Annotated in this window: 11 protein-coding genes; 6 read left to right on the plus strand and 5 right to left on the minus strand. The window is 57.4% G+C overall.

The annotated features are described in order from the left end of the window. Positions 1-76 precede the first annotated feature (76 nt). The 4 genes from RYB09_RS12140 to RYB09_RS12155 are packed head-to-tail and all read left to right on the plus strand — an operon-like array spanning position 77 to position 5,611. On the plus strand, positions 77-1,945 hold the full coding sequence (locus RYB09_RS12140; protein ID WP_316888618.1) for an extracellular solute-binding protein: 1,869 nt from the start codon (positions 77-79) through the stop codon (positions 1,943-1,945). After that, positions 1,946-3,010 carry a microcin C ABC transporter permease YejB gene (locus RYB09_RS12145; protein WP_316888620.1) on the plus strand — a complete coding sequence of 355 codons (1,065 nt, stop codon included), beginning with the start codon at positions 1,946-1,948 and terminating at the stop codon, positions 3,008-3,010. It abuts the gene before it with no gap. Continuing rightward, entirely contained in the window at positions 3,010-4,032 is a 1,023-nt protein-coding gene (locus RYB09_RS12150) for an ABC transporter permease (RefSeq protein WP_122259996.1), read from the plus strand. Before RYB09_RS12145 ends, RYB09_RS12150 begins: the two co-directional genes overlap by 1 nt. A gap of 1 nt (position 4,033) precedes the next feature. Then, positions 4,034-5,611: an ABC transporter ATP-binding protein gene (locus tag RYB09_RS12155; RefSeq protein WP_122259997.1), complete on the plus strand. Its 1,578-nt coding sequence runs from the start codon at positions 4,034-4,036 to the stop codon at positions 5,609-5,611. A 50-nt stretch (positions 5,612-5,661) separates the two neighbouring features. On the opposite strand, the gene RYB09_RS12160 is transcribed toward RYB09_RS12155, so the two are convergent. Next, on the minus strand, positions 5,662-6,831 hold the full coding sequence (locus RYB09_RS12160) for a PilT/PilU family type 4a pilus ATPase (protein ID WP_058402324.1): 1,170 nt from the start codon (positions 6,829-6,831) through the stop codon (positions 5,662-5,664). A gap of 123 nt (positions 6,832-6,954) precedes the next feature. On the opposite strand from RYB09_RS12160, the gene RYB09_RS12165 reads away from it, so the two are divergent. Continuing rightward, a complete protein-coding gene (locus RYB09_RS12165; RefSeq protein ID WP_002553334.1) occupies positions 6,955-7,230 on the plus strand; it encodes a peptidylprolyl isomerase in 276 nt (91 codons plus the stop codon). Positions 7,231-7,304: 74 nt separating this feature from the next. On the opposite strand, the gene pgm is transcribed toward RYB09_RS12165, so the two are convergent. From pgm to RYB09_RS12185, 4 genes are all read right to left on the minus strand, one after another. Next, complete coding sequence (pgm, locus tag RYB09_RS12170; protein ID WP_005732019.1) at positions 7,305-8,951, minus strand: phosphoglucomutase (alpha-D-glucose-1,6-bisphosphate-dependent); 1,647 nt, start codon at positions 8,949-8,951, stop codon at positions 7,305-7,307. A gap of 115 nt (positions 8,952-9,066) precedes the next feature. Next, positions 9,067-11,394 (minus strand): ATP-dependent DNA helicase, encoded by a 2,328-nt coding sequence (locus RYB09_RS12175; protein WP_316888624.1) that lies wholly within the window; start codon positions 11,392-11,394, stop codon positions 9,067-9,069. 105 nt (positions 11,395-11,499) lie between these two features. Then, entirely contained in the window at positions 11,500-12,906 is a 1,407-nt protein-coding gene (locus RYB09_RS12180; protein WP_316888625.1) for a PLP-dependent aminotransferase family protein, read from the minus strand. 91 nt (positions 12,907-12,997) lie between these two features. Continuing rightward, the gene (locus RYB09_RS12185) at positions 12,998-14,500 is read right to left on the minus strand and encodes a hypothetical protein (RefSeq protein WP_316888627.1); all 1,503 of its coding nucleotides are present in this window, start codon (positions 14,498-14,500) and stop codon (positions 12,998-13,000) included. A 659-nt stretch (positions 14,501-15,159) separates the two neighbouring features. Here RYB09_RS12185 and RYB09_RS27200 point away from each other — a divergent pair. Beyond that, a complete protein-coding gene (locus tag RYB09_RS27200; protein WP_410478303.1) occupies positions 15,160-19,893 on the plus strand; it encodes a Tc toxin subunit A in 4,734 nt (1,577 codons plus the stop codon). The last annotated feature ends 2 nt before the right edge of the window (positions 19,894-19,895 follow it).

The raw sequence follows: 19,895 nt of genomic DNA on the forward strand, positions 1-19,895 counted from the left end.
GATTTTCGCCATACCTTTACAGTTAGTCGCCTTTAACCCTGACATTCGCTTGCGAACGTCAGTCAGGATTCGAGTCATGCGTTTTGTTTTTTCATCGTTGCTCGCCTTGACGCTGACCTTCGTTGGCGTTGTTCAATCGCTGTCCGCAGCCCCGCAACACGCCCTGACCGTTTACGGCGAAGCACCACGCTATCCAGCCGACTTCAAGCACTTCGATTACGTGAACCCGGACGCGCCCAAAGGCGGCAGCATGCGACGCTCGGCCATCGAAATCGGCCAGTTCGACCACCTGATGCCCTTCACCGACAAGGGTATGGGCGTTTCGCAGATTAATGGCATGCTTTACTCCCCATTGGCTACGCGCTCGATGGATGAGCCCTACACCGTCTACGGACTTGTCGCCGAGAAAATGGAGCGTGGCGCGGACGGCCTCTCCCTGCGCTTTTACCTGAACCCCAAGGCACGTTTCGCGGACGGCACACCGATTACCGCCAGTGACGTGAAGTACACCTACGAGCTGCTGATGACGCAGGGCAACCTGCAATACCGAACCCAGTTTGAAGCGGTCCAGGGCCTGGAGGTCGAATCGCCTTCGCAAATCCGCTTCGACTTCAAGAACAGCGATAACCGCACCCTGCCCCTTGACCTGGCTTCGCTGCCGGTATTCCCCGAGCACTGGTGGAAATCCCGAGACTTCGCCAGTGGCGCGGGGTTTGAAGTTCCTCCGGGCAGCGGGCCTTACACCATCAGCCATGTCGACCCGGGGCGCACCATCACGTTTCAACGCGACCCAGGCTGGTGGGGCAAAGACCTGCCGGTCAGCAAAGGCCTGTACAACTTCGACACCTTCAGCATCGAGTATTTCGGCGACATCGATGTAGCACGCACCGTACTCAAGGGCGGAGCCTACGATTACAATCGCGAGTTTTCCGCGACTGGCTATGCAATCCGCTATGACGGCACGGCAATCAGTGACGGTCGCTTGCAGAAGGCCCAACTGGCCAAGGGTGCGGTGCAAAGCTCGCAGGGTTTCGTATTCAACCTGAGCCGACCGATGTTCCAGGACCGCCGCGTGCGCCAGGCGCTGTCGTTGCTCTGGGACTTTGAATGGACCAACCGGCAGATGATGCGCAACATGTACATTCGCCAGGACAGCTTCTTCTCCAACTCGGAGTTGGCTGCCAGCGAGCTGCCGACTCCCGCTGAACTGAAAATCCTTGAGCCGCTGCGTGGCAGGGTCCCTGACCAGGTGTTCGACAGCGTATTCAAGGCGCCAAAAACCGATGGCACAGGCTTCATTCGCGACAAGCAACTGCAAGCACTGGCGCTGATGAAAGAGGCTGGCTGGACGCCGCAGGGCGACCAACTGGTTAATGCTCAGGGCGAACCCTTCAGCTTTACGTTTCTCAACGCACAGAACGGTTTCGAGCGGATGCTGCTGCCGTATAAACGCACGCTGACGCAGATCGGCATTCATTTTGATATTCGTCGCATCGATTCCGCGCAATACCTCAACCGGGTAATGGCCCGCGATTACGACATGATTGTCACCGGCTACCCGGTTTCTACCTCGCCGGGGGCCGAGTTGTACAACAGCTTTGGCTCGAAAGTAGCGATGGACCCAGGTTCCAGCAATTACATGGCACTTCAGGACCCCGCCGTAGACACCCTGATTGCAGGGCTGCTCAAGGCCGACAACAAGCAGACCATGACCGACTATGCACATTGCCTGGACCGGGTACTGCAATGGAATTACTACTGGATTCCCAATTATTACCCGCCCGGCTCTTCCACCGTCTGGTGGAACCGTTTCGGCATTCCGAAAATTCAGGCCAGCAACAATGAAGCCATCGAAACATGGTGGGAAATCAGCCCGACGCCATTGACCAACGAGCAGTTCGCTGAAAAACGCGGTGCTTCAGCCATCGTTTCGGAGATGCACTGAATGCTCGGCTATATTTTGCGTCGCCTGCTGCTGATCATCCCTACCCTGCTGTGTATTTTGCTGGTCAACTTTTTCATCGTGCAGGCCGCGCCGGGCGGCCCTGTCGAACAGGCCATTGCACGCTTGCAGGGAATTGGCGGTGCGACCGTGGGCGCGAGTGCGACCGAGTCGGCCGGTGCCGGTCACTCTCGAGCGTCCCGAGGACTGGACCCGGTATTGATCAAGCAGATCGAACGTCAATATGGTTTCGACAAACCCTTGCATGAGCGGCTCTGGCTGATGCTGAAGAGTTACGCCCGACTGGATTTCGGCAACAGCTTCTTTCGCGGCGCCACGGTGACCGACCTTATTCTGCAAAAAATGCCGGTCTCCATATCATTGGGCCTCTGGGCAACGTTGCTGACGTACCTGGTATCCATCCCGCTGGGTATTCGCAAAGCGGTCAAACATGGCAGTCAGTTCGATATCTGGAGCAGCACCGCGATCATCATCGGTTACGCCACGCCAGCCTTCCTGTTCGCCATGCTGCTGGTGGTAGTGTTCTGCGGTGGCACGTCGCTGAACTGGTTTCCGGTGCGCGGGCTGGTCTCGGACAACTTCGAGCAACTGAGCACCGTCGGCAAGATCGCTGACTATTTCTGGCATTTGGTGCTGCCTGTTTCAGCGCTGGTGATTGGCGGTTTTGCCACACTGACCCTGCTGACCAAACATTCCTTTCTCAACGAAATAACCCGTCAGTATGTGACTACCGCCCGCGCCAAGGGCATGAGCGAGCGGCGCGTGCTCTATGGCCATGTGTTCCGCAATGCCATGTTGCTGGTCGTGTCGGGTATTCCGCAGGCGTTCATCAGCGTGTTCTTTGCCGGTTCGCTGCTGATCGAAGTGATCTTCTCGCTGGATGGCCTGGGCCGCATGAGCTATGAAGCGGCCGTTTCGCGGGATTATCCGGTGGTGTTCGGCTCGCTGTTCATCTTTACCGTTTTCGGCCTACTGATAAAACTGATTGGCGATGTCTGCTACACGCTGGTTGACCCCCGAATCGACTTCAGCGCGAGGAATGCATGATGCGTAGCCTCTCGCCGCTGGCCCGCCGCCGTCTGGAGCGATTTCGCAGCAATCGCCGGGGCTGGTGGTCGCTGTGGCTGTTCTGCGCACTGTTTGCCCTGACTCTGGGCGGTGAGCTGATCGCCAATGACAAACCACTGATGGTCAGTTACCAGCACTCGCTCTACTTTCCGGTGTTCAAGCGCTACACCGAGCAACAATTTGGCGGCGAACTGCCCTTCCAGCCGGATTACCGCAGCGACTACGTACGTCAGCTGATTACCAAGGGCGACGGCTGGATGCTGTTTCCGCCAGTCCCGTTCAGTGACGACACGCCCAATTATGAACTGACGACACCAGCGCCTAGCCCACCCTCTGCAAGCAACTGGCTGGGTACAGACGATCAGGCGCGCGATGTAATGGCCAGGGTGATTTTCGGTGCGCGCATTTCAATTCTGTTTGCCTTGGTGCTGACCTTCATCAGCGCGCTGATTGGCATCACCGCTGGCGCGTTGCAAGGCTATTACGGCGGCTGGGTAGACTTGCTCGGCCAACGTCTGCTGGAGGTCTGGTCCGGCTTGCCTGTGCTGTACCTGCTGATCATCCTGTCAGGCTTCGTCGAACCCGATTTCTGGTGGCTGCTGGGTATCATGGCGCTGTTTTCATGGTTGACGCTGGTCGACGTCGTGCGCGCCGAGTTCCTCCGTGGGCGCAACCTGGAGTACGTCAAGGCAGCGCGTGCACTGGGCCTGGGGGACCGGACGATAATCATGCGTCACATCCTGCCCAACGCGATGACTGCGACGCTGAGCTATCTGCCATTCATCCTGACCGGTGCCATTTCGACCCTGACCGCGCTGGATTTCCTGGGTTTCGGCATGCCGGCGGGCAGCGCGTCACTGGGCGAGCTGATCGCCCAGGGCAAGCAGAACCTGCAGGCACCCTGGCTGGGCCTGACAGCGTTCTTCTCCCTCGCGTTGATCCTGACGCTGCTGGTATTCATAGGCGAGGCGCTGCGTGATGCCTTCGACCCGAGGTCCTGACATGTCGGAAAACCTGATCGAAATCCGCGACCTGAGCGTCGCCTTCAACGGGCAGAAAGTGGTCAGCAACCTGAGCCTGGACGTGCGCCGCGGTGAATGCCTGGCATTGGTGGGTGAATCTGGCTCCGGCAAGTCCGTTACTGCCCATTCGATCCTGCAACTGCTGCCGTGCAACGGCACGCTGACCACCGGCAGCATCACCTACCGGGGTCAACAACTGGTGGGTGCCGACCAGCGCACCCTGCGCGAGCTGCGTGGCAACCGCATTGCGATGATTTTCCAGGAACCGATGACCTCGCTGAACCCGCTGCACAGCGTGGCCCGGCAGATAGGCGAGACGCTGCTGCTGCATCGCGGCATCAGTGGCCGTGAAGCGCAGAAACGCATTGTCGAGCTGCTGGAGCTGGTAGGCATTCAACAGCCGGAAAAACGCCTGAAAGCCTACCCGCACGAACTGTCCGGAGGCCAACGCCAGCGGGTGATGATAGCCATGGCACTGGCCTGCGAACCGGAACTGCTGATTGCCGACGAACCGACCACTGCGCTGGACGTCACCGTGCAACGTAAGATCCTCGTGCTGCTCAAGGAGCTGCAGCAGCGCCTGGACATGTCGCTGCTGTTGATCAGTCATGATCTCAATCTGGTTCATAGTGTGGCGCAGCGCGTCTGCGTGATGCGTGCCGGCGAGATCGTCGAGCAGTCCGATTGCAAGTCGCTGTTCAAATCGCCACAGCATCCTTACAGCCGTCTGCTGCTCGACGCCGAACCTGCGGGCGAGCCGCTGCCACGCGACACTCGGGAAACGGTTCTGCAGGTCGACAACCTGAAAGTCTGGTTCTCCCTGACCGGCGGCATTCTGCGGCGGCACAAGGAGTACCTCAAGGCGGTGGATGACATCAGCCTGAGTATCGAGCGCGGCAAGACCCTCGGTATCGTTGGTGAGTCGGGTTCCGGCAAGTCGACACTGGGCCAGGCGATCCTGCGTCTGCTGGAGTCACGCGGCAGTATCCGCTTTCGCGGGCAGGCGCTGGACGGCCTGAGCCAGAAACAGATGCGCCCGTGGCGTAAAGAGATGCAAGTGGTCTTTCAGGACCCTTACGGCAGCCTCAGCCCGCGCATGTCAGTGGCGCAGATCATCAGTGAGGGCCTGGAGGTACACAGCCAGTACAACCCGGCGAAATGCGATGCAGAGGTCATTCGGGCACTGGAAGAAGTCGGCATCGATCCGCAGAGCCGGCATCGCTACCCCCATGAGTTTTCCGGCGGTCAACGTCAGCGTATCGCCATTGCGCGGGCGCTGGTGCTGAAACCCGCGCTGATTCTGCTCGACGAGCCTACCTCGGCGCTGGACCGCACCGTGCAGAAACAAATCGTCGCACTGCTGCGCGAGCTTCAGGAAAAGCACGGCCTGACGTACCTGTTCATCAGTCATGACCTGGCGGTGGTCAAGGCCCTCGCCCATGATGTCATCGTGGTAAAGGACGGCAAGGTTGTCGAGCGCGGCGCCAGCCACGATGTGTTCGACTCACCGCAGCACCCCTACACACAGGAATTGCTGGCGGCGGCGCATCCAGACTGATCTGGCCCATAATGAAGCTTCTGCGCGGAGGGCGCAGGAGCGTCACCGATTTACGCCTGCGGCCCCGGCGCGTCGTCATCGACCAGCCCCCACTCGGCGGTGCTCGCCGTGCTGCTGCCGGTCGGGGCCGGCGGCGGTGTGGTCAGGGTTCCGGCACCGCCTTCACTGTGCAGTTTGAGGCGCAGACGTACGTTGTTCTGCGAGTCGGCATTTTTCAACGCCTCCTCCTCGCTGATCGCCCCTTCGACGGCCAGATTGAACAACGCCGTGTCGAAGGTCTGCATACCGAGGCTGCCGGATTTCTCCATGATGCCCTTGAGCTCGGTCAGTTCGTTGCGCTGAATCAGGTCGCGAATGGTCGGCGTGCCCATCATCACTTCCACCGCTGCGCGGCGTTTGCCGTCCGGGGTTCTGACCAGTCGCTGGGACACGAACGCCTTGAGGTTGTTGCCCAGGTCATGCAGCAACTGCGCACGACGCTCTTCCGGGAAGAAGTTGATGATCCGGTCCAGCGCCTGGTTGGCGTTGTTGGCATGCAGGGTCGAGATCGCCAGGTGGCCGGTGTCGGCAAACGCCAGCGCATGCTCCATGGTCTCGCGGTCACGAATTTCGCCGATCAGAATCACATCCGGAGCCTGACGCAACGTGTTCTTCAGCGCCGCGCGGAAACTGCGGGTATCGACCCCCACTTCACGCTGGTTGACGATGGACTTCTTGTGCCGATGGATAAATTCGACCGGGTCTTCAATGGTGATGATATGGCCGCTGGCGTTGCGGTTGCGGTAATCGATCAGCGCTGCCAACGAGGTCGATTTGCCCGAGCCGGTGGCACCGACGAACAACACCAGACCGTGCTTTTCCATGATCACGTCGAGCAGTACGGGTGGCAGGAACAGGTCCTCGAAACGCGGAATATCCAGCTTGATATTCCGCGCGACGATGGACACCTCGTTACGCTGCATGAAGATGTTGATCCGGAACCGGCCAATGCCCGCCAGCGAAACGGCAAGGTTCATCTCTAGTTCGCGCAGGAATTCGAGCTTCTGCTCCTCGTCCATCAGCCCCTGAGCAATCAACGCCACCTCGCCAGGCTTGAGGGTTTCACTGCCCAGCGGCTTGAGCACGCCGTTGAACTTGGCGCACGGCGGCGCTCCGGTGGAAAGATACAGGTCCGATCCGTCCTGACTGGCCAGAATCTTCAACAGCGCCGGAAAATCCATAATCAATACCGTACAAAATGAAGTAAAAAGACGACGACCGTCATGACGGCACGCGTGACGCGCGGGCGTCGATCAGCAAGTGCAGGCATAATGGCAGCCTTTTGCAGCAGGTGATATTGCGACATGAAAGCCCAAGCCCGCCATATTCTGGTGAAGACCGCCGAAGAGGCCGAACAGCTCAAGCTGCGCATTGCCAAGGGTGAGGCGTTTGACGTGCTGGCTAAAAAGCATTCTAGCTGCCCGTCCGGCAAACGTGGCGGCGATCTGGGCGAAGTCCGGCCAGGGCAAATGGTCGGTGCCATCGATCAGGTGATCTTCAAGAAGCCGCTACGCGTGGTGCACGGCCCGATCAAAAGCAAATTCGGTTATCACCTGGTGCAGGTCTTCTATCGCGACTGAACCACAGGTCAAAAGCTGAAAAACCCCGAACCGGGTCAGGTTCGAGGTTTTTCGGGCGTTGACCAGAGCGGTGATTACTTCGGCGAAATCGCCCCGTCCACCAGCACTTGAGCTTCTGCTACCAGGCGCTTGAGGTGATCTTCGCTGACAAAACTCTCGGCGTAGATCTTGTAGATGTCCTCGGTGCCTGAAGGGCGTGCCGCAAACCAGCCGTTTTCGGTCATGACTTTCACGCCACCGAACGCCTGATCATTACCCGGTGCGTTGCTGAGTACCTTCTGAATCGGCTCACCCGCCAGTTCGGTGGAAGTCACCTGCTCTGGCGACAGCTTGCTCAGCAGCGCCTTCTGCTGCGGGTTGGCCTTGGCGTCGACGCGGGTCGAGAACGGCTCGCCCAGCTCGTCGGTCATGGTCTTGTACGTTTCGCTCGGGTCACGACCGGTACGGGCAGTCATTTCCGCAGCCAGCAAGGCCGGAATCAGACCGTCCTTGTCAGTGGTCCAGACCGTACCGTCGCGGCGCAGAAACGAGGCTCCAGCGCTTTCTTCACCGCCAAAGCCCAGCGAACCCTCGAACAGGCCCTGCGCGAAATACTTGAAGCCGACCGGCACTTCGTACAGGCGTCGGCCCAGGCGCGCAGCAACACGATCAATCATGCCGCTGCTGACCACCGTCTTGCCGACTGCCGCATCGGCGCGCCACTCAGGACGGTTCTGGAACAGGTAATCGATGGACACCGCCAGGTAGCTGTTAGGCGTCATCAGGCCACCGCTCGGAGTCACGATGCCGTGGCGGTCGTGGTCCGGGTCACAGGCAAATGCCACTTGATAACGGTCCTTGAGACCGATCAGGCTCTGCATGGCATGGCTGGAAGACGGGTCCATACGAATCTGGCCGTCCCAGTCAACGGTCATGAAACGGAACGTAGGGTCGACAAATTTATTGACCACATCCAGGTTCAGGCCGTAATGCTCGCCAATCGCCGACCAGTAGTTCACTCCGGCCCCACCCAGCGGGTCGACACCGAGACGCAGGCCCGAATCGCGAATAGCGTCCAGATCGATGACGTTCTTCAGGTCGGCTACGTAAGTGTTGACGTAATCATGGCGGTGAGTGGTGTCGGCACGCAGCGCTTTTTCATGGCTGATGCGTGAAACGCCAGTGACTTTCTCGGCCAGCAATTCGTTGGCCTTGTTCTCGATCCACTTAGTGATATCACTGTCAGCCGGGCCGCCATTGGGCGGGTTGTACTTGAAGCCACCGCTTTGCGGCGGGTTGTGCGACGGCGTAATGACGATGCCATCAGCCAGCCCCGAAGTACGGCCACGGTTGTAACAGATAATGGCGTGAGACACGGCAGGGGTTGGCGTGTATTCATCGCCTTGCGAGATCATCACCTCAACGCCGTTGGCGGCCAGCACTTCAAGAGCAGTGGCGGCGGCTGGCGTGGACAGCGCATGGGTATCAGCCCCAAGGAACAAAGGGCCGTCGATGCCATTTGCCTTTCGGTACAGGCAGATCGCCTGGCTGATAGCCAACACGTGCCATTCGTTGAAGCCCAGATCGAACGACGTGCCACGGTGTCCGGAAGTGCCGAACGCAACGCGTTGAGCAGGTACCGATGCATCAGGTTGACCGGTGTAGTAAGCCGTGACCAGTCTCGGAATATCGACCAGTAACTGCGCAGGTGCCAGCTTGCCGGCGAAAGGACTGAGACTCATACAACCTCCACTAAGAAATGAAATACGGAGAAAAAATAAAGACTTGCTGCAGGTAAAAACATAATCGATGCGGCAGTTTACTGGCAGTTCGACAGCGCTGCTTGAGTATCGATCCCTAAGCCGTTGACGTTTCAGGCCGCCACCACGCCGGAAACAGCTGCTTGACCTTGTGCTCGGCAAAACGATCGTCAATCAGCATCACCACGCCACGATCACTCTGGCTGCGGATCACCCGCCCCGCTGCCTGCACCACCTTCTGCACGCCGGGGTAAAGATAGGTGTAGTCGTAGCCAGCACCGAACAGTGCAGCCATGCGCTGCTTGAACTGCTCGTTGACCGGGTTGAGCTGCGGCAGCCCCAGCGTGGCGATGAACGCGCCGATCAACCGTGCGCCCGGCAAGTCGATACCCTCACCAAAGGCACCGCCCAGTACCGCAAAACCGATGCCCTGACTGCTCAGGGTAAAGCGGTCGAGAAACGCGTGACGCTCACTCTCGCCCATGCCCCGTGCCTGCTGCCAGAGGGTGATGTGCGGATGAGTCTGCGCCATCAGTTCAGCCACTTGTTGCAGGTAATCAAAACTGCTGAAAAACGCCAGATAGTTACCCGGCCGCGCTTCGAACTGCTCGGCCATCAGCTCGACAATCGGTGCCAGCGAAGCCTGACGATGAGTGAAACGGGTGGAAATACGGCTGACAATCCGCACGTCGAGTTGGTCGTGATTAAACGGTGATTCCACATCGATCCACGCGGTGTTGACCGGCAGCCCGAGCAGGTCCGCATAGTAATGCCGCGGGTTGAGCGTAGCGGAAAACAGCACGGTGCTGCGCGCGGCGGTCAGGCGCGGCCGGATGAAACGCGCCGGAACCACGTTGCGCAGGCTGAGACGCGACAGAATGCGCTTGCCACCCACCTCGCGCCGGTTGATGTCGAATATGAAATGCTCGTCGAACAGCTCGGCGATGCGCGCAAAGCCGATGGCTTCCAGATAAAACCCCTGCAACGTGCCGTCCACTGCCTGCGGGTGCTCGTTGAAATGGTCACCGATGGTCGAGATGCACTGGTTCAGGCTGCCGATGAATTTTTCCGGTGCCGCCGAATACGCCTGATAGGCAGCGGGCTGTACCTTGTGCAGCGCATTCCATTGCCGGTCCAGGCGCTGCAAGGCTTTTTTCACGGGCTCGGGCGACGTCTGGATCAAGGCTTTCAGCTGGCTCTGATCCAGACTGGCGCTGTACATCTGCCGGGCCCGCTCGACCATGTTGTGCGCTTCGTCGACCAGCACCGCCACCCGCCACTGATTGAGCTGGCCGAGGCCGAACAGCAGAGCACTGAGGTCGAAGTAATAGTTGTAGTCAGCGATTACCACATCGGCCCAGCGTGCCAGTTCCTGGCTGAGGTAATACGGACAGACCTGATGCCGCAGTGCGGCTTCGCGCACGCTGGCCTGATTCAGCCAGGGCGACTCAAGTGCAGCGGCGCGGGCCGCGGGCAGACGATCGTAAAAGCCATTGGCCAGTGGACAGGAATCTCCGTTACAAGCCTTGTCCAGATGCTCGCAGGCCTTGTCCCGCGCCACCAGTTCCAGCACCCGCAGCTTTAGCTCCGGCGCACTGTGATTGATGACCTCAAGCGCATCCAGCGCCAACCGACGCCCGGGAGTCTTGGCGGTGAGAAAGAAAATCTTGTCGAGCTGCTGACCAGGAGCCGCCTTGAGCAATGGAAACAGCGTGCCCACCGTCTTGCCGATGCCCGTGGGTGCCTGAGCCATCAGACAACAGCCGGTGCTCACCGCCTTGTACACCGACTCGGCCAGCACCCGTTGCCCGGTACGAAAGGACGCATGAGGGAACTTCAGGCTACCCAGCATCTTGTGCAGCGCCTGCGTATGCGCCATTTGCTGCTGCGCCCAGCCGAGGAATATCGTGCACTGTTGCTCGAAGAACTGTTGCAGCGTCGTTGCACTGAATGACTCGCGAATCAGGGTTTCCTGCTCGCTGACAATGTTGAAATACACCAGTGCCAGCGTCACTTGCTCCAGTTGCAGACGCTGGCAAAGCAGCCAGCCGTAGACCTTCACCTGTGCCCAGTGCAATTGACGGTGGTTGGCAGGCATCGCATCCAGCTCGCCGCGATAGGTCTTCACTTCTTCCAATTGATTGCGACCGGCGTCGTACCCGTCCGCCCTGCCCCTTACCGTCAGCTCGCGATAGTCACCACTCAATGAGAGCTCGGCCTGGTAGTCAGCACCACGACGCGACGCGACCGTACGGTGTCCGGCAATCCCTTCCTGAGCCGTTGGCGATGGTGTGAAGCGCAGGTCAAGATCGCCGACCTTGGCGGTGAACTCGCACAGTGCGCGCACGGCCACGACATAACGTGCAGGCGAGTCACTGATGAGGGCTGGCTCGGAGTCGGGTTTTACAGGGGCGGTCGGGGTCACTGCGCTGGGAAGCCGTAGGTTGTGAATACTGGACAGGCGTCCAGTTAACAGCCTTGAATCACGTCTGGCAAACATAAATGGATCGACGGCCTGCGATGTAAGTTTCTAGGGCAGACGCGCCTGTGCTAACGCTTCTCCCAACACGCCCAGGCGCGCGGCCGGATCCTGGCTCCAGTCGATGGCGTAGCTGATCCACAAATGCTGCCCGTAGCGGTTTTGCAGGCTGAACAGTTCGCCGGGAGTAATGACGATACGCTGGGCAAGTAGCCTGTCGAAGACTTGGCGCATGTCCACGGGGTGTACGCTCTCGGCCCAGACGCCACAGCCGCCCTCGGGTACCTGATAACGCAACGCTCCACCCGTCTGTTCATCCAGTTGTTGTGTCATCGACTGCATGCGTCTGACCAGCGTTTCTCGCAACGCCATCAGTTGCCTGTCCAGACGACCACTGCTGCATAGCCTGGCAATGGCTCGCTGACGAATCGGCGGCAGTTCGAATGCTCGCAGCCAAAAATACTGCTGCCAGCGCACCTCAAGGGTTTTGCACAGCAGATAGCCGTAAGGGGCTTCAGGCCCAAGACTCTTGTCAAATGCGCCGATAATCACCAGACGCTGCGGGTCAACCCAGTGGCGCAAAGGGACCTGCTCGTGAGCAAATTGCACATCCGCATGGCTGTCATTTTCCAGCACCCAGACCTGGTGGCGGTTTAACGCTTGCGCAACGGCTTCGCTGTTACCCGGCGGGCGCAGGCTGCCTCGCACCGGGTTCATCAACGAGGGCAACACGACAAGCCCGATATCATTGTCGCGCAACAGGCTATCGAGTCGCGCAGGATCAAGGCTGCCGGTCTCGTCCAGTGGCAGCTCGATAACGCGGATATCGAACGATTGCAGCAAGCGCAGCAACGCCCAGGCGCAAGGCGACTCCACCAGTACCACAGCGCCGCGCAACCCCAACGTTTCGATAACGGCCTTGAACGCCCCATGCAGGTCCGGGGCGACATAGACATTGTCAGCGTGCCAGCAGTTTTCCGCGTCGCGGGTATAGCGGGCTGCCAGCGCGGTGCGCAGCTCTGGCTCGCCGAACGGCTGAAAACCTGGTTCCCGCAGGCGCGGGTAACGGCGAACCAGTTCTTGCTCCATTGCCGGCAGCGGACTTTCCTGTGCATGTAGAAGGGTCGGTTCATCGCACCCCAGCAGCGACATGCCCGGGCGACGGGCGTTATCGCACAGTACGTGCAACAGATCGCCATCGCTGTCAGGGCATGCTCGCCCTTCCCTGTTCCCGCTGCACGGTGCCGAGTAATAGCCGGACTTGGGAAGCGAATAAACGCGCCCTTCCTTTTCCAGCAGCGAATAGGCGCTTTGTATCGTGGATATCGATACGTTCAGTCGCTGCGCCAGCTGTCGCAGTGACGGCATCTTCAGCGCCAGCTCGCCTTGCTGCTGGTCGACCAGCCGCACAAGGTAGCGGTAAACCGCCTGATAGGCGAAATCCGTGTTGTTTTTCATCCAGGTATCCGCCGCTCAGCCAGACCAGGCTTCAGAAAATCGCGACATGACTGACGCCGGTTGCCGACAGCAGCCATGATCCGAAACCGGTTCAGCGCCCGGAAAGCATCTCGACCACTGCCTGACCGGTCGCCGGGTCAACGGTCATGATCCGCCGTTTGTCAGGGTCGGCAGCGCGAATTCTGGCGATGATCGACTGCGGATCATCGAAGTTCACCCGTTGTTTGCCGTAGAGGTTTTGCAGCGATTTGAGGTTCAGTCCGCTGATATCCACCAACCACTGCATCACTTGATCCGGGGCCGTCGAGCCTGACAGCGCCTTGTGCAGATCCGGCAGTGCCACCAGCATGCCGGGATGGCAACGGCGCAGAAATGATTCCAAGCCATCGCCCTGATTGACGAATGGCGAGAACAGCATGCAGACCAGTTGAGTCTCGTTCAGGCCAAACCCCTCCTGAGCGAAGCCTGAAGCCAGCTCGCGACGCGTCTCGATTCGCGCCCGCCCGGCATAAGCGCTGAGCGCCTGATCGATCAATCGCGGCGGCATCTGCTTTCTGCGCATCAGCGATGTTGCCAGTTCAAGGTATTCGGCTATCCCGTCGGCATAATTGCGCTCTTGCAGGTACTGCGCAGTCAGGCCACGCATATGAGCCATCAGCAAAGGATTGGCGCAATCGGACTCACTGAAGCCGAACGACAAATCATCGAAGCGAAAATCAAGAAATTCGGTCAGCAGATTCCAGTGCTCATCCGCCTTGCAACTGACCAGATCGGCGATGGTGATAAAGGCTGGCGCGTTGGCTTTTTCAGGAACCGCTATGGATCGGTTTGCCCGCGGGCTGTCTTCGCCGTCCCCGTACAGTTCGTGGTAATACGCCTGGCCGATCGTGTCGATGACCTTGAGTACGCCAGTCAGCGTCTGGTTGCCCCAACTGCCCGTGTACTGCCCGGTGCGCTGGGCCAGACGCATGATCCACGTCGCGTACTGCCGCTGCTCCCTGCGTGAATCGCCGCTGACCACAGCATCGACACCGTTACCCCTGCTCAACGCGCGCCCCAGAAATTCCGCCAGCCCCAGATAGCAGGTATTGCAAAACGTGGTGCGCGCGTCACCTGCGGACAGATGTCCACCGAGCAGCATGTCCAAGCGATTCTGCTCGCGCCCTGCGCTGGAAAAAGGCAGATCCGGCTCGAAGGCCTGGGTGTACTGGTTGTCGATCAGCAGCGTTTCGACGCGCGGGTCGTCATACAGAAACAATGCTGAATAGGTGCGGTTGATGTTATCCATCACCGCGGGTGTCATTCCCGCGTGGCGTCGATTGGCGACCCGCAAATTGAACGTACCGGGCGATCGACAGGCAATGCTCAACTGGGCGGCGCGCAAAAAGGCGAGCGTGTAGGCACTGTCCTTGCCTCCGCCAAACGCCACCAGCACCTTGAAACCGGAAATCCGCTCGATCCCGCCAGCCGCGACAATCAATCGCTGAATCAACAACTGCAATGCCGTGCGTTCCGCACGGGTGAAATACCCCAGCAAACGTTGCAATACTTGCTGATAGACGTAATTCATTGCCTGTTCGTGGATAGAGCTCATTGTGTGTCACCTGCCTGTCGCTTAAGACGCGACACGGTGCAGGCAGAACATTGAACATCAAGCTGACAACCAAGTTTATAGTCGAGCATGACTCATTCCCTGAGTGGTAATTACCGACGCATTATCAATATCTTCAAAACAATTACAATAGACAGTTTTCTTTTGAAAACAACGCAGAATGTTTACATAAGGCGGCCGTATTAGACAACGCGTTTAAACGCCTCACTCATTCAGCAGCCAAGGACTTATCATTTTGCCAATTATACTCCACGCCAGATCCCTCTATAGGAAGCTCTCGGCGAGCAAGAGCGTATCGACATACAATGATGCTTTTACTCTGCCCTGTAGGAAACACCAGTGGCATTGTGCGCATTCTGACAGATTGATTAAACTTTAATACTCATGTCGCCCACAGCTCCATATTTACCTTCGTCCAGCGGAACTGAACCGGTACTTTCAATGAAGCCATAAAGAGCATCGTGCCCGACGCGGCATTGTCGAGGTGAAATATCACACAGCCGGCATTCAATTGTCTCGATCATCGCCAAAGGTTCTAAGCGGCACTCACCGACATCGACCCACTCTGTCCTAAGCTTGATCAATGCGCTCTGCATTAAAGACGCACAAGGAGTTTTCAAACCCAACAAGGACGTACAACCATGGCCCTGCCATCCGCTTCCCTCGAAAAAAGTTCATCTCCGACCTACGCCAGTCTGTTTCCGGAAAACCTTGCGCACATCACCTCCTCGGGCGCGCTGGACTCCAACGACGGGCCTATCGCCTACCTGAGCGACCTGTATCAACGAGCCATCAAGCTGGAAATAATGGCCGACAACAAGGCCATCAAACTCGGTGTGCGGCGCCCTGCGCTGGGCGATCTGCTGCTTGACGAAACCAGCGCCCACCAGACCGTATCCGCGCTAAAACTGGTGATCGATATACTCGCTAATCCCGCGCAGATGCTGGCCGGCATTACACCATTGCCGAATGCCATCGCCGCATCGGGCAGTCATGCAACGCTGCCATTCCATCTGGCTTTCCAGCAAATGCGGGCGGTGCTTGAGCAGAAGGGCATCACGCTGTTCGATGTGCACAAGCTTGCGTCTTATGATTATCCCAACTTCTGCTACCAGAATTTCCGCCAGAAAGACCTGCGCGCGGCCATACTCTCGGGCAGCGGCCTTGACCCGTCCCTGCACACACTGCTGCTGGACAATGAGACTGCGGCAAAAGCCGATTTTTTCAAAACTGCCTACGGCGTAGCCGGTAGCGCAACCGAGGCTCTGCTGGCGATCAGCGATGTAGCCCTGTTTCGCCACCAGACCGGACTGAGCGAACAGGACCTTTACGACCTGCTTGCCCTCAAAAGTACGGACGATGGAAAGCAGACCGGCTTCAGCACCACGGTAAAACGTTCCGAACACCTCCCTGTCGCATCGCAAACAGAGGTTGCAGCCAGTCAGGTTTACGGTGCCTCGTTTATCAACAATGCCAGCAGCCCGGCAATCGCCATTACAGTGCCCGCTGACAGCTCGTCAGGCCAGCAACTGACCAACGTCAGCGCCAGCCATTTCGCCCGCCTGCACAAGCTCATTCACTTGCAGCACTTCCTCGGCATGCCGTTCGCTGACGTCGATACGCTGGTAATGTCCGCCTTGCGTGCAGAAGGTCAAACCAAAGATTTCCACTTTACCGCCAACACGTTGCGAGCAATCAGCGTGTTCCGTTACCTGCATCGTGATTTCAAGGTCAGCGCATGGCAGTTTGCGACCATGCTTGGCGCGTTGCCGGTATATTCGGTGGGTCAGGCATTGCCCGCTCTGGATACCGTATTGGGTGCGCAGGCCGCCAACGGTAACGACAGCAATCAGACCCGAGTGATATTCGATGACGCTGAGTTCGATCTGGATACCGACGCGGGCCAGGCTACGCTGGCGCAGATGTGCTACGCACTGAAGATCGACGAACAGACCGCCAGAGATTTCGTTGCAACTACACAGCGATTCCAGCAACCCGCCGCAAAAGGCGCCCCGGCAAAACTGCCCAAACGATCACTGACCTTGTTTTCTGCGTTATATCGTCAGGTTTACCTGCCGCGCCTGTTGAGGCTATCGCCGCAGGCCGGGGCCGGTCTGATGTCGCTGCTGTTCATCGGCAACGACGACCTGCTCAAGCAACTGGCTGGCGCACCGACGCTTCTTGATAAAGACGATCAGCCGGACATCCTCGACGTGATAATGGCTGCGGTGAACCTCTCTCAGTGGGCGAGGCTGCAAAACATCGGTCTGGATCTACTGGCGTTGCTGCTGACGCCCACGCCGGATATCGAGGCGAAAACGCTCCCCGCTCCGGCCGACTGGCTGGAATTGATCACGGAATCTGCAGATCGGCTGGGCAAATCATCGCTGACAGAAGCCAGACTTGCATCATTGGCCGCTGTGCAGCAGGTTGCACTCAAGGACGACAAGAATACCTGGCTGCAGCTTTTCAACCCTCTGATTGACACAGATGGCTGGGTCAAGGCAATTCCCGTATTCCAGGGCCAGGACCGCTTGGCGGCGATCAATGCTCAGATTTCAATCTGTCTGGCGGGCGCGTTAGCACAGAGTGATGCACTGGATGTAGATGCCTACCTCAAAACCGGTGAGGCCTTCGCCGCGCAGATCAATGGGGCGCTGATCGCTCAGGAAGATGTTATCAAGTCGTTGGGGGCGGCGCTGTCAGGCAATAGCAATCAGCCTGGTCGATCGGTATTGAGTGAACAGCACGTATTGCTCCTGTTGCGCTGGCTCGACATCAGTACCGCCACCTTGCTCAATGAAATAAAAAACAACGCAATTCAGGCGGGCAGCCAGAACACGTTCAGCAAAAGCGCATTCGTCATGTGGTCAGAGCTAAAACGCCATGCCGAACTGATCATGCGCTTCAACCTCAGCCCCGCCGGGCTTGAGTTGCTACTGGAATACCCTGAGCAAATGGCCTTGGACGAGTCGGGATCAAGCCTTGACCTGTGCTACCAGCTTTCATGCCTTGGCAATTGGGTCAAACGCGCTCAGGAGACTGGCTATCAGGAGTCCGATGTTCTGGATTATCTGCAGGCCATCAACAGCGATGGAGACGAGTCAACAGGACTTGAAGCGGCAGAGCGGCTGGCCAAGTTGATTGGCTGGAACGCTGAAGAAACGCTGTGTGCCGTGGGGACTACGTATCTGCCGGAGCCAAAGCCTGCGCCAGAGGCCACCAAAGTTATCGTCAAACCAGATCGTAAGACATTTGCCGATTACCTCGCCAGCCTGGACAAGAGCTCCAGAGACACCGTCAACGGGAATGGAGGAGTCTCATATATTGCACAAAACTATTATTGGACCCTGGACATCAACAATGTGTATTCAGGGATAAAGCCGATATTCATGTCGTTTCAAAAATTTTTAAGCGATAACCCTGGACCGCTGATCGTTAGTCCGGATGAGTTCACTGAAGTCTATTCGCAAAATAAGGAAAGAGCTGAGTACCTGAAGAAAAGTGGCAAACTCTTAAAATTTAAAGGTCAGATTCTCGGCTTTACTGACCGCACGCGAACCGGGGACCCTTTAAATGGGCTGCTGAACACGGCACCCAAAGAAGTAGCTGAAGCCAAACCGATTCAGAAGAGAGCTTTCAATGTCGCCGATGTCGATCAGGTCCTGCGCTTACAGTTGCTTTGCCAGAAGACAGGGCTGTCATGCCAGTCGCTTATCGCATTGACTGCACTGGATGCAAAATCATCCTATGGACAGGTTCAGTCACTTGCCACGCTGTTGTTCGCAAGTTGTGATGAGGCCGAGCAGCACGCTATCAATATTCCGCTCAACGAAGCGTGGCGAGATGCACTGGTTGGCTACCTGCTGATCAACTTGCCCAACACGCCTGACTACAGGTTTTCCACTGCTGCCGACGCCGACGATCTGTCCAACTTTCTGCTGACCGATGTGCAGGTTTCCAGTGAAGTCATGACCAGTCAGATGGCGCATGCGACGGCCAGTTTGCAACATTACCTCAGCCGATTTTTCGCACACCTGGAACCGGGTTACGACACAGCGGCGCGGAATATTATTGCTGACGCGGACGACGAATGGCGTCGCTATTGCAACCAGTACGCGCGCTGGCGCAGTTGGCACCAACAGGTCAACCATCCGGAAAACCTTATCCAGCCAGCCTTGCGGCCCGGCAAGAGCCAACCATTCGTCGAGCTGGAAAATGAACTGAATCAGGGCAAACTGACCAACGACATGGTGCAACTCGCGGTGGCTAACTACATCGGCAAGTTCGAGCACGTCAGCAACCTGCAAGTGGTCAGCGGCTACCTCGACGGCTTTGACCCGGTAAGCGATACCTACCATTTCATCGGCAAGACCAACGTCGAACCGACTGAGTACTACTGGCGATCGCTGGATATCAGCAAGCGCGATAATCTGGGGCAACTCAGCCCGCTGGCATGGAGTGAATGGGAGAAAATCGGCTTGCCTCTGAGCGGGCAGATCGTGCAAACACCAACCACAGATGGGCAAACGCTGGATGTGATTCGTCCGATCATCATCGCTGGGCGTCCCTATGTGATCTGGGTCGAACGCTCGACCACTCCGATACCCAGCGCAGACGAAACGAAGCAGACGCCTACAAAGTTCAGAAAAATTACCGTGCATTACTGCTATAAGCAGATAGATGGGCTATGGAGCCCAGCGAATGAGTTGCTGGCCCTGGACGGGACAAAGGATGGCAAGCGTTTAAAAGATGAAAATAATAATTACCTTAAAGACGACACTTACAAACCCGGGCTAATTGCTATTGTGGACGAACATGGCAAGCGCGAGAACGACCCCTGGTTGATCGCATTGCTTTACGATGCAACGACAGAAGACAAGCCTGAAAGAGAGAACCCTGTAAAAGGACAGCCAAAAATACCAGGTAAAAAGAAGGATGCGCTAGGAACGAAAGATTATGATTTTTTTGTTCAGGCACGTGATTTGTTGTTGATTGATGAAAAAGTGATAGGCGAAGAACACCAAAATGAAGAGGACAAGGAAAGCAAACTGCTTACTGCATTGCATACTGAGTACAACGATGCTAGAAGGATTCAGCACGTGTATGTAGGTGACATTTTATCCAGCCAATCCTACAAACTTGAGTTTCAACTTACTGAAAGCGACTTTCCTATAGAATCGACAACAGATTCAACCAAAGGTGAAAACCCCACCATCTTTACAAGAACATATGAAAGAGCAATTATAAATTTTTTCACTGACAGCACAGTACTTATACAGGACTCTGAACACATAAACGGGCTTGAAAATTATATCGCCGAAATACTCGAAGCCATAGGTATCTCGCCACCTACTAAAAATCAAAAAAAATAGTT

This window comes from Pseudomonas syringae group sp. J254-4, assembly GCF_032586855.1.
GTDB classification, from domain to species: domain Bacteria; phylum Pseudomonadota; class Gammaproteobacteria; order Pseudomonadales; family Pseudomonadaceae; genus Aquipseudomonas; species Aquipseudomonas amygdali.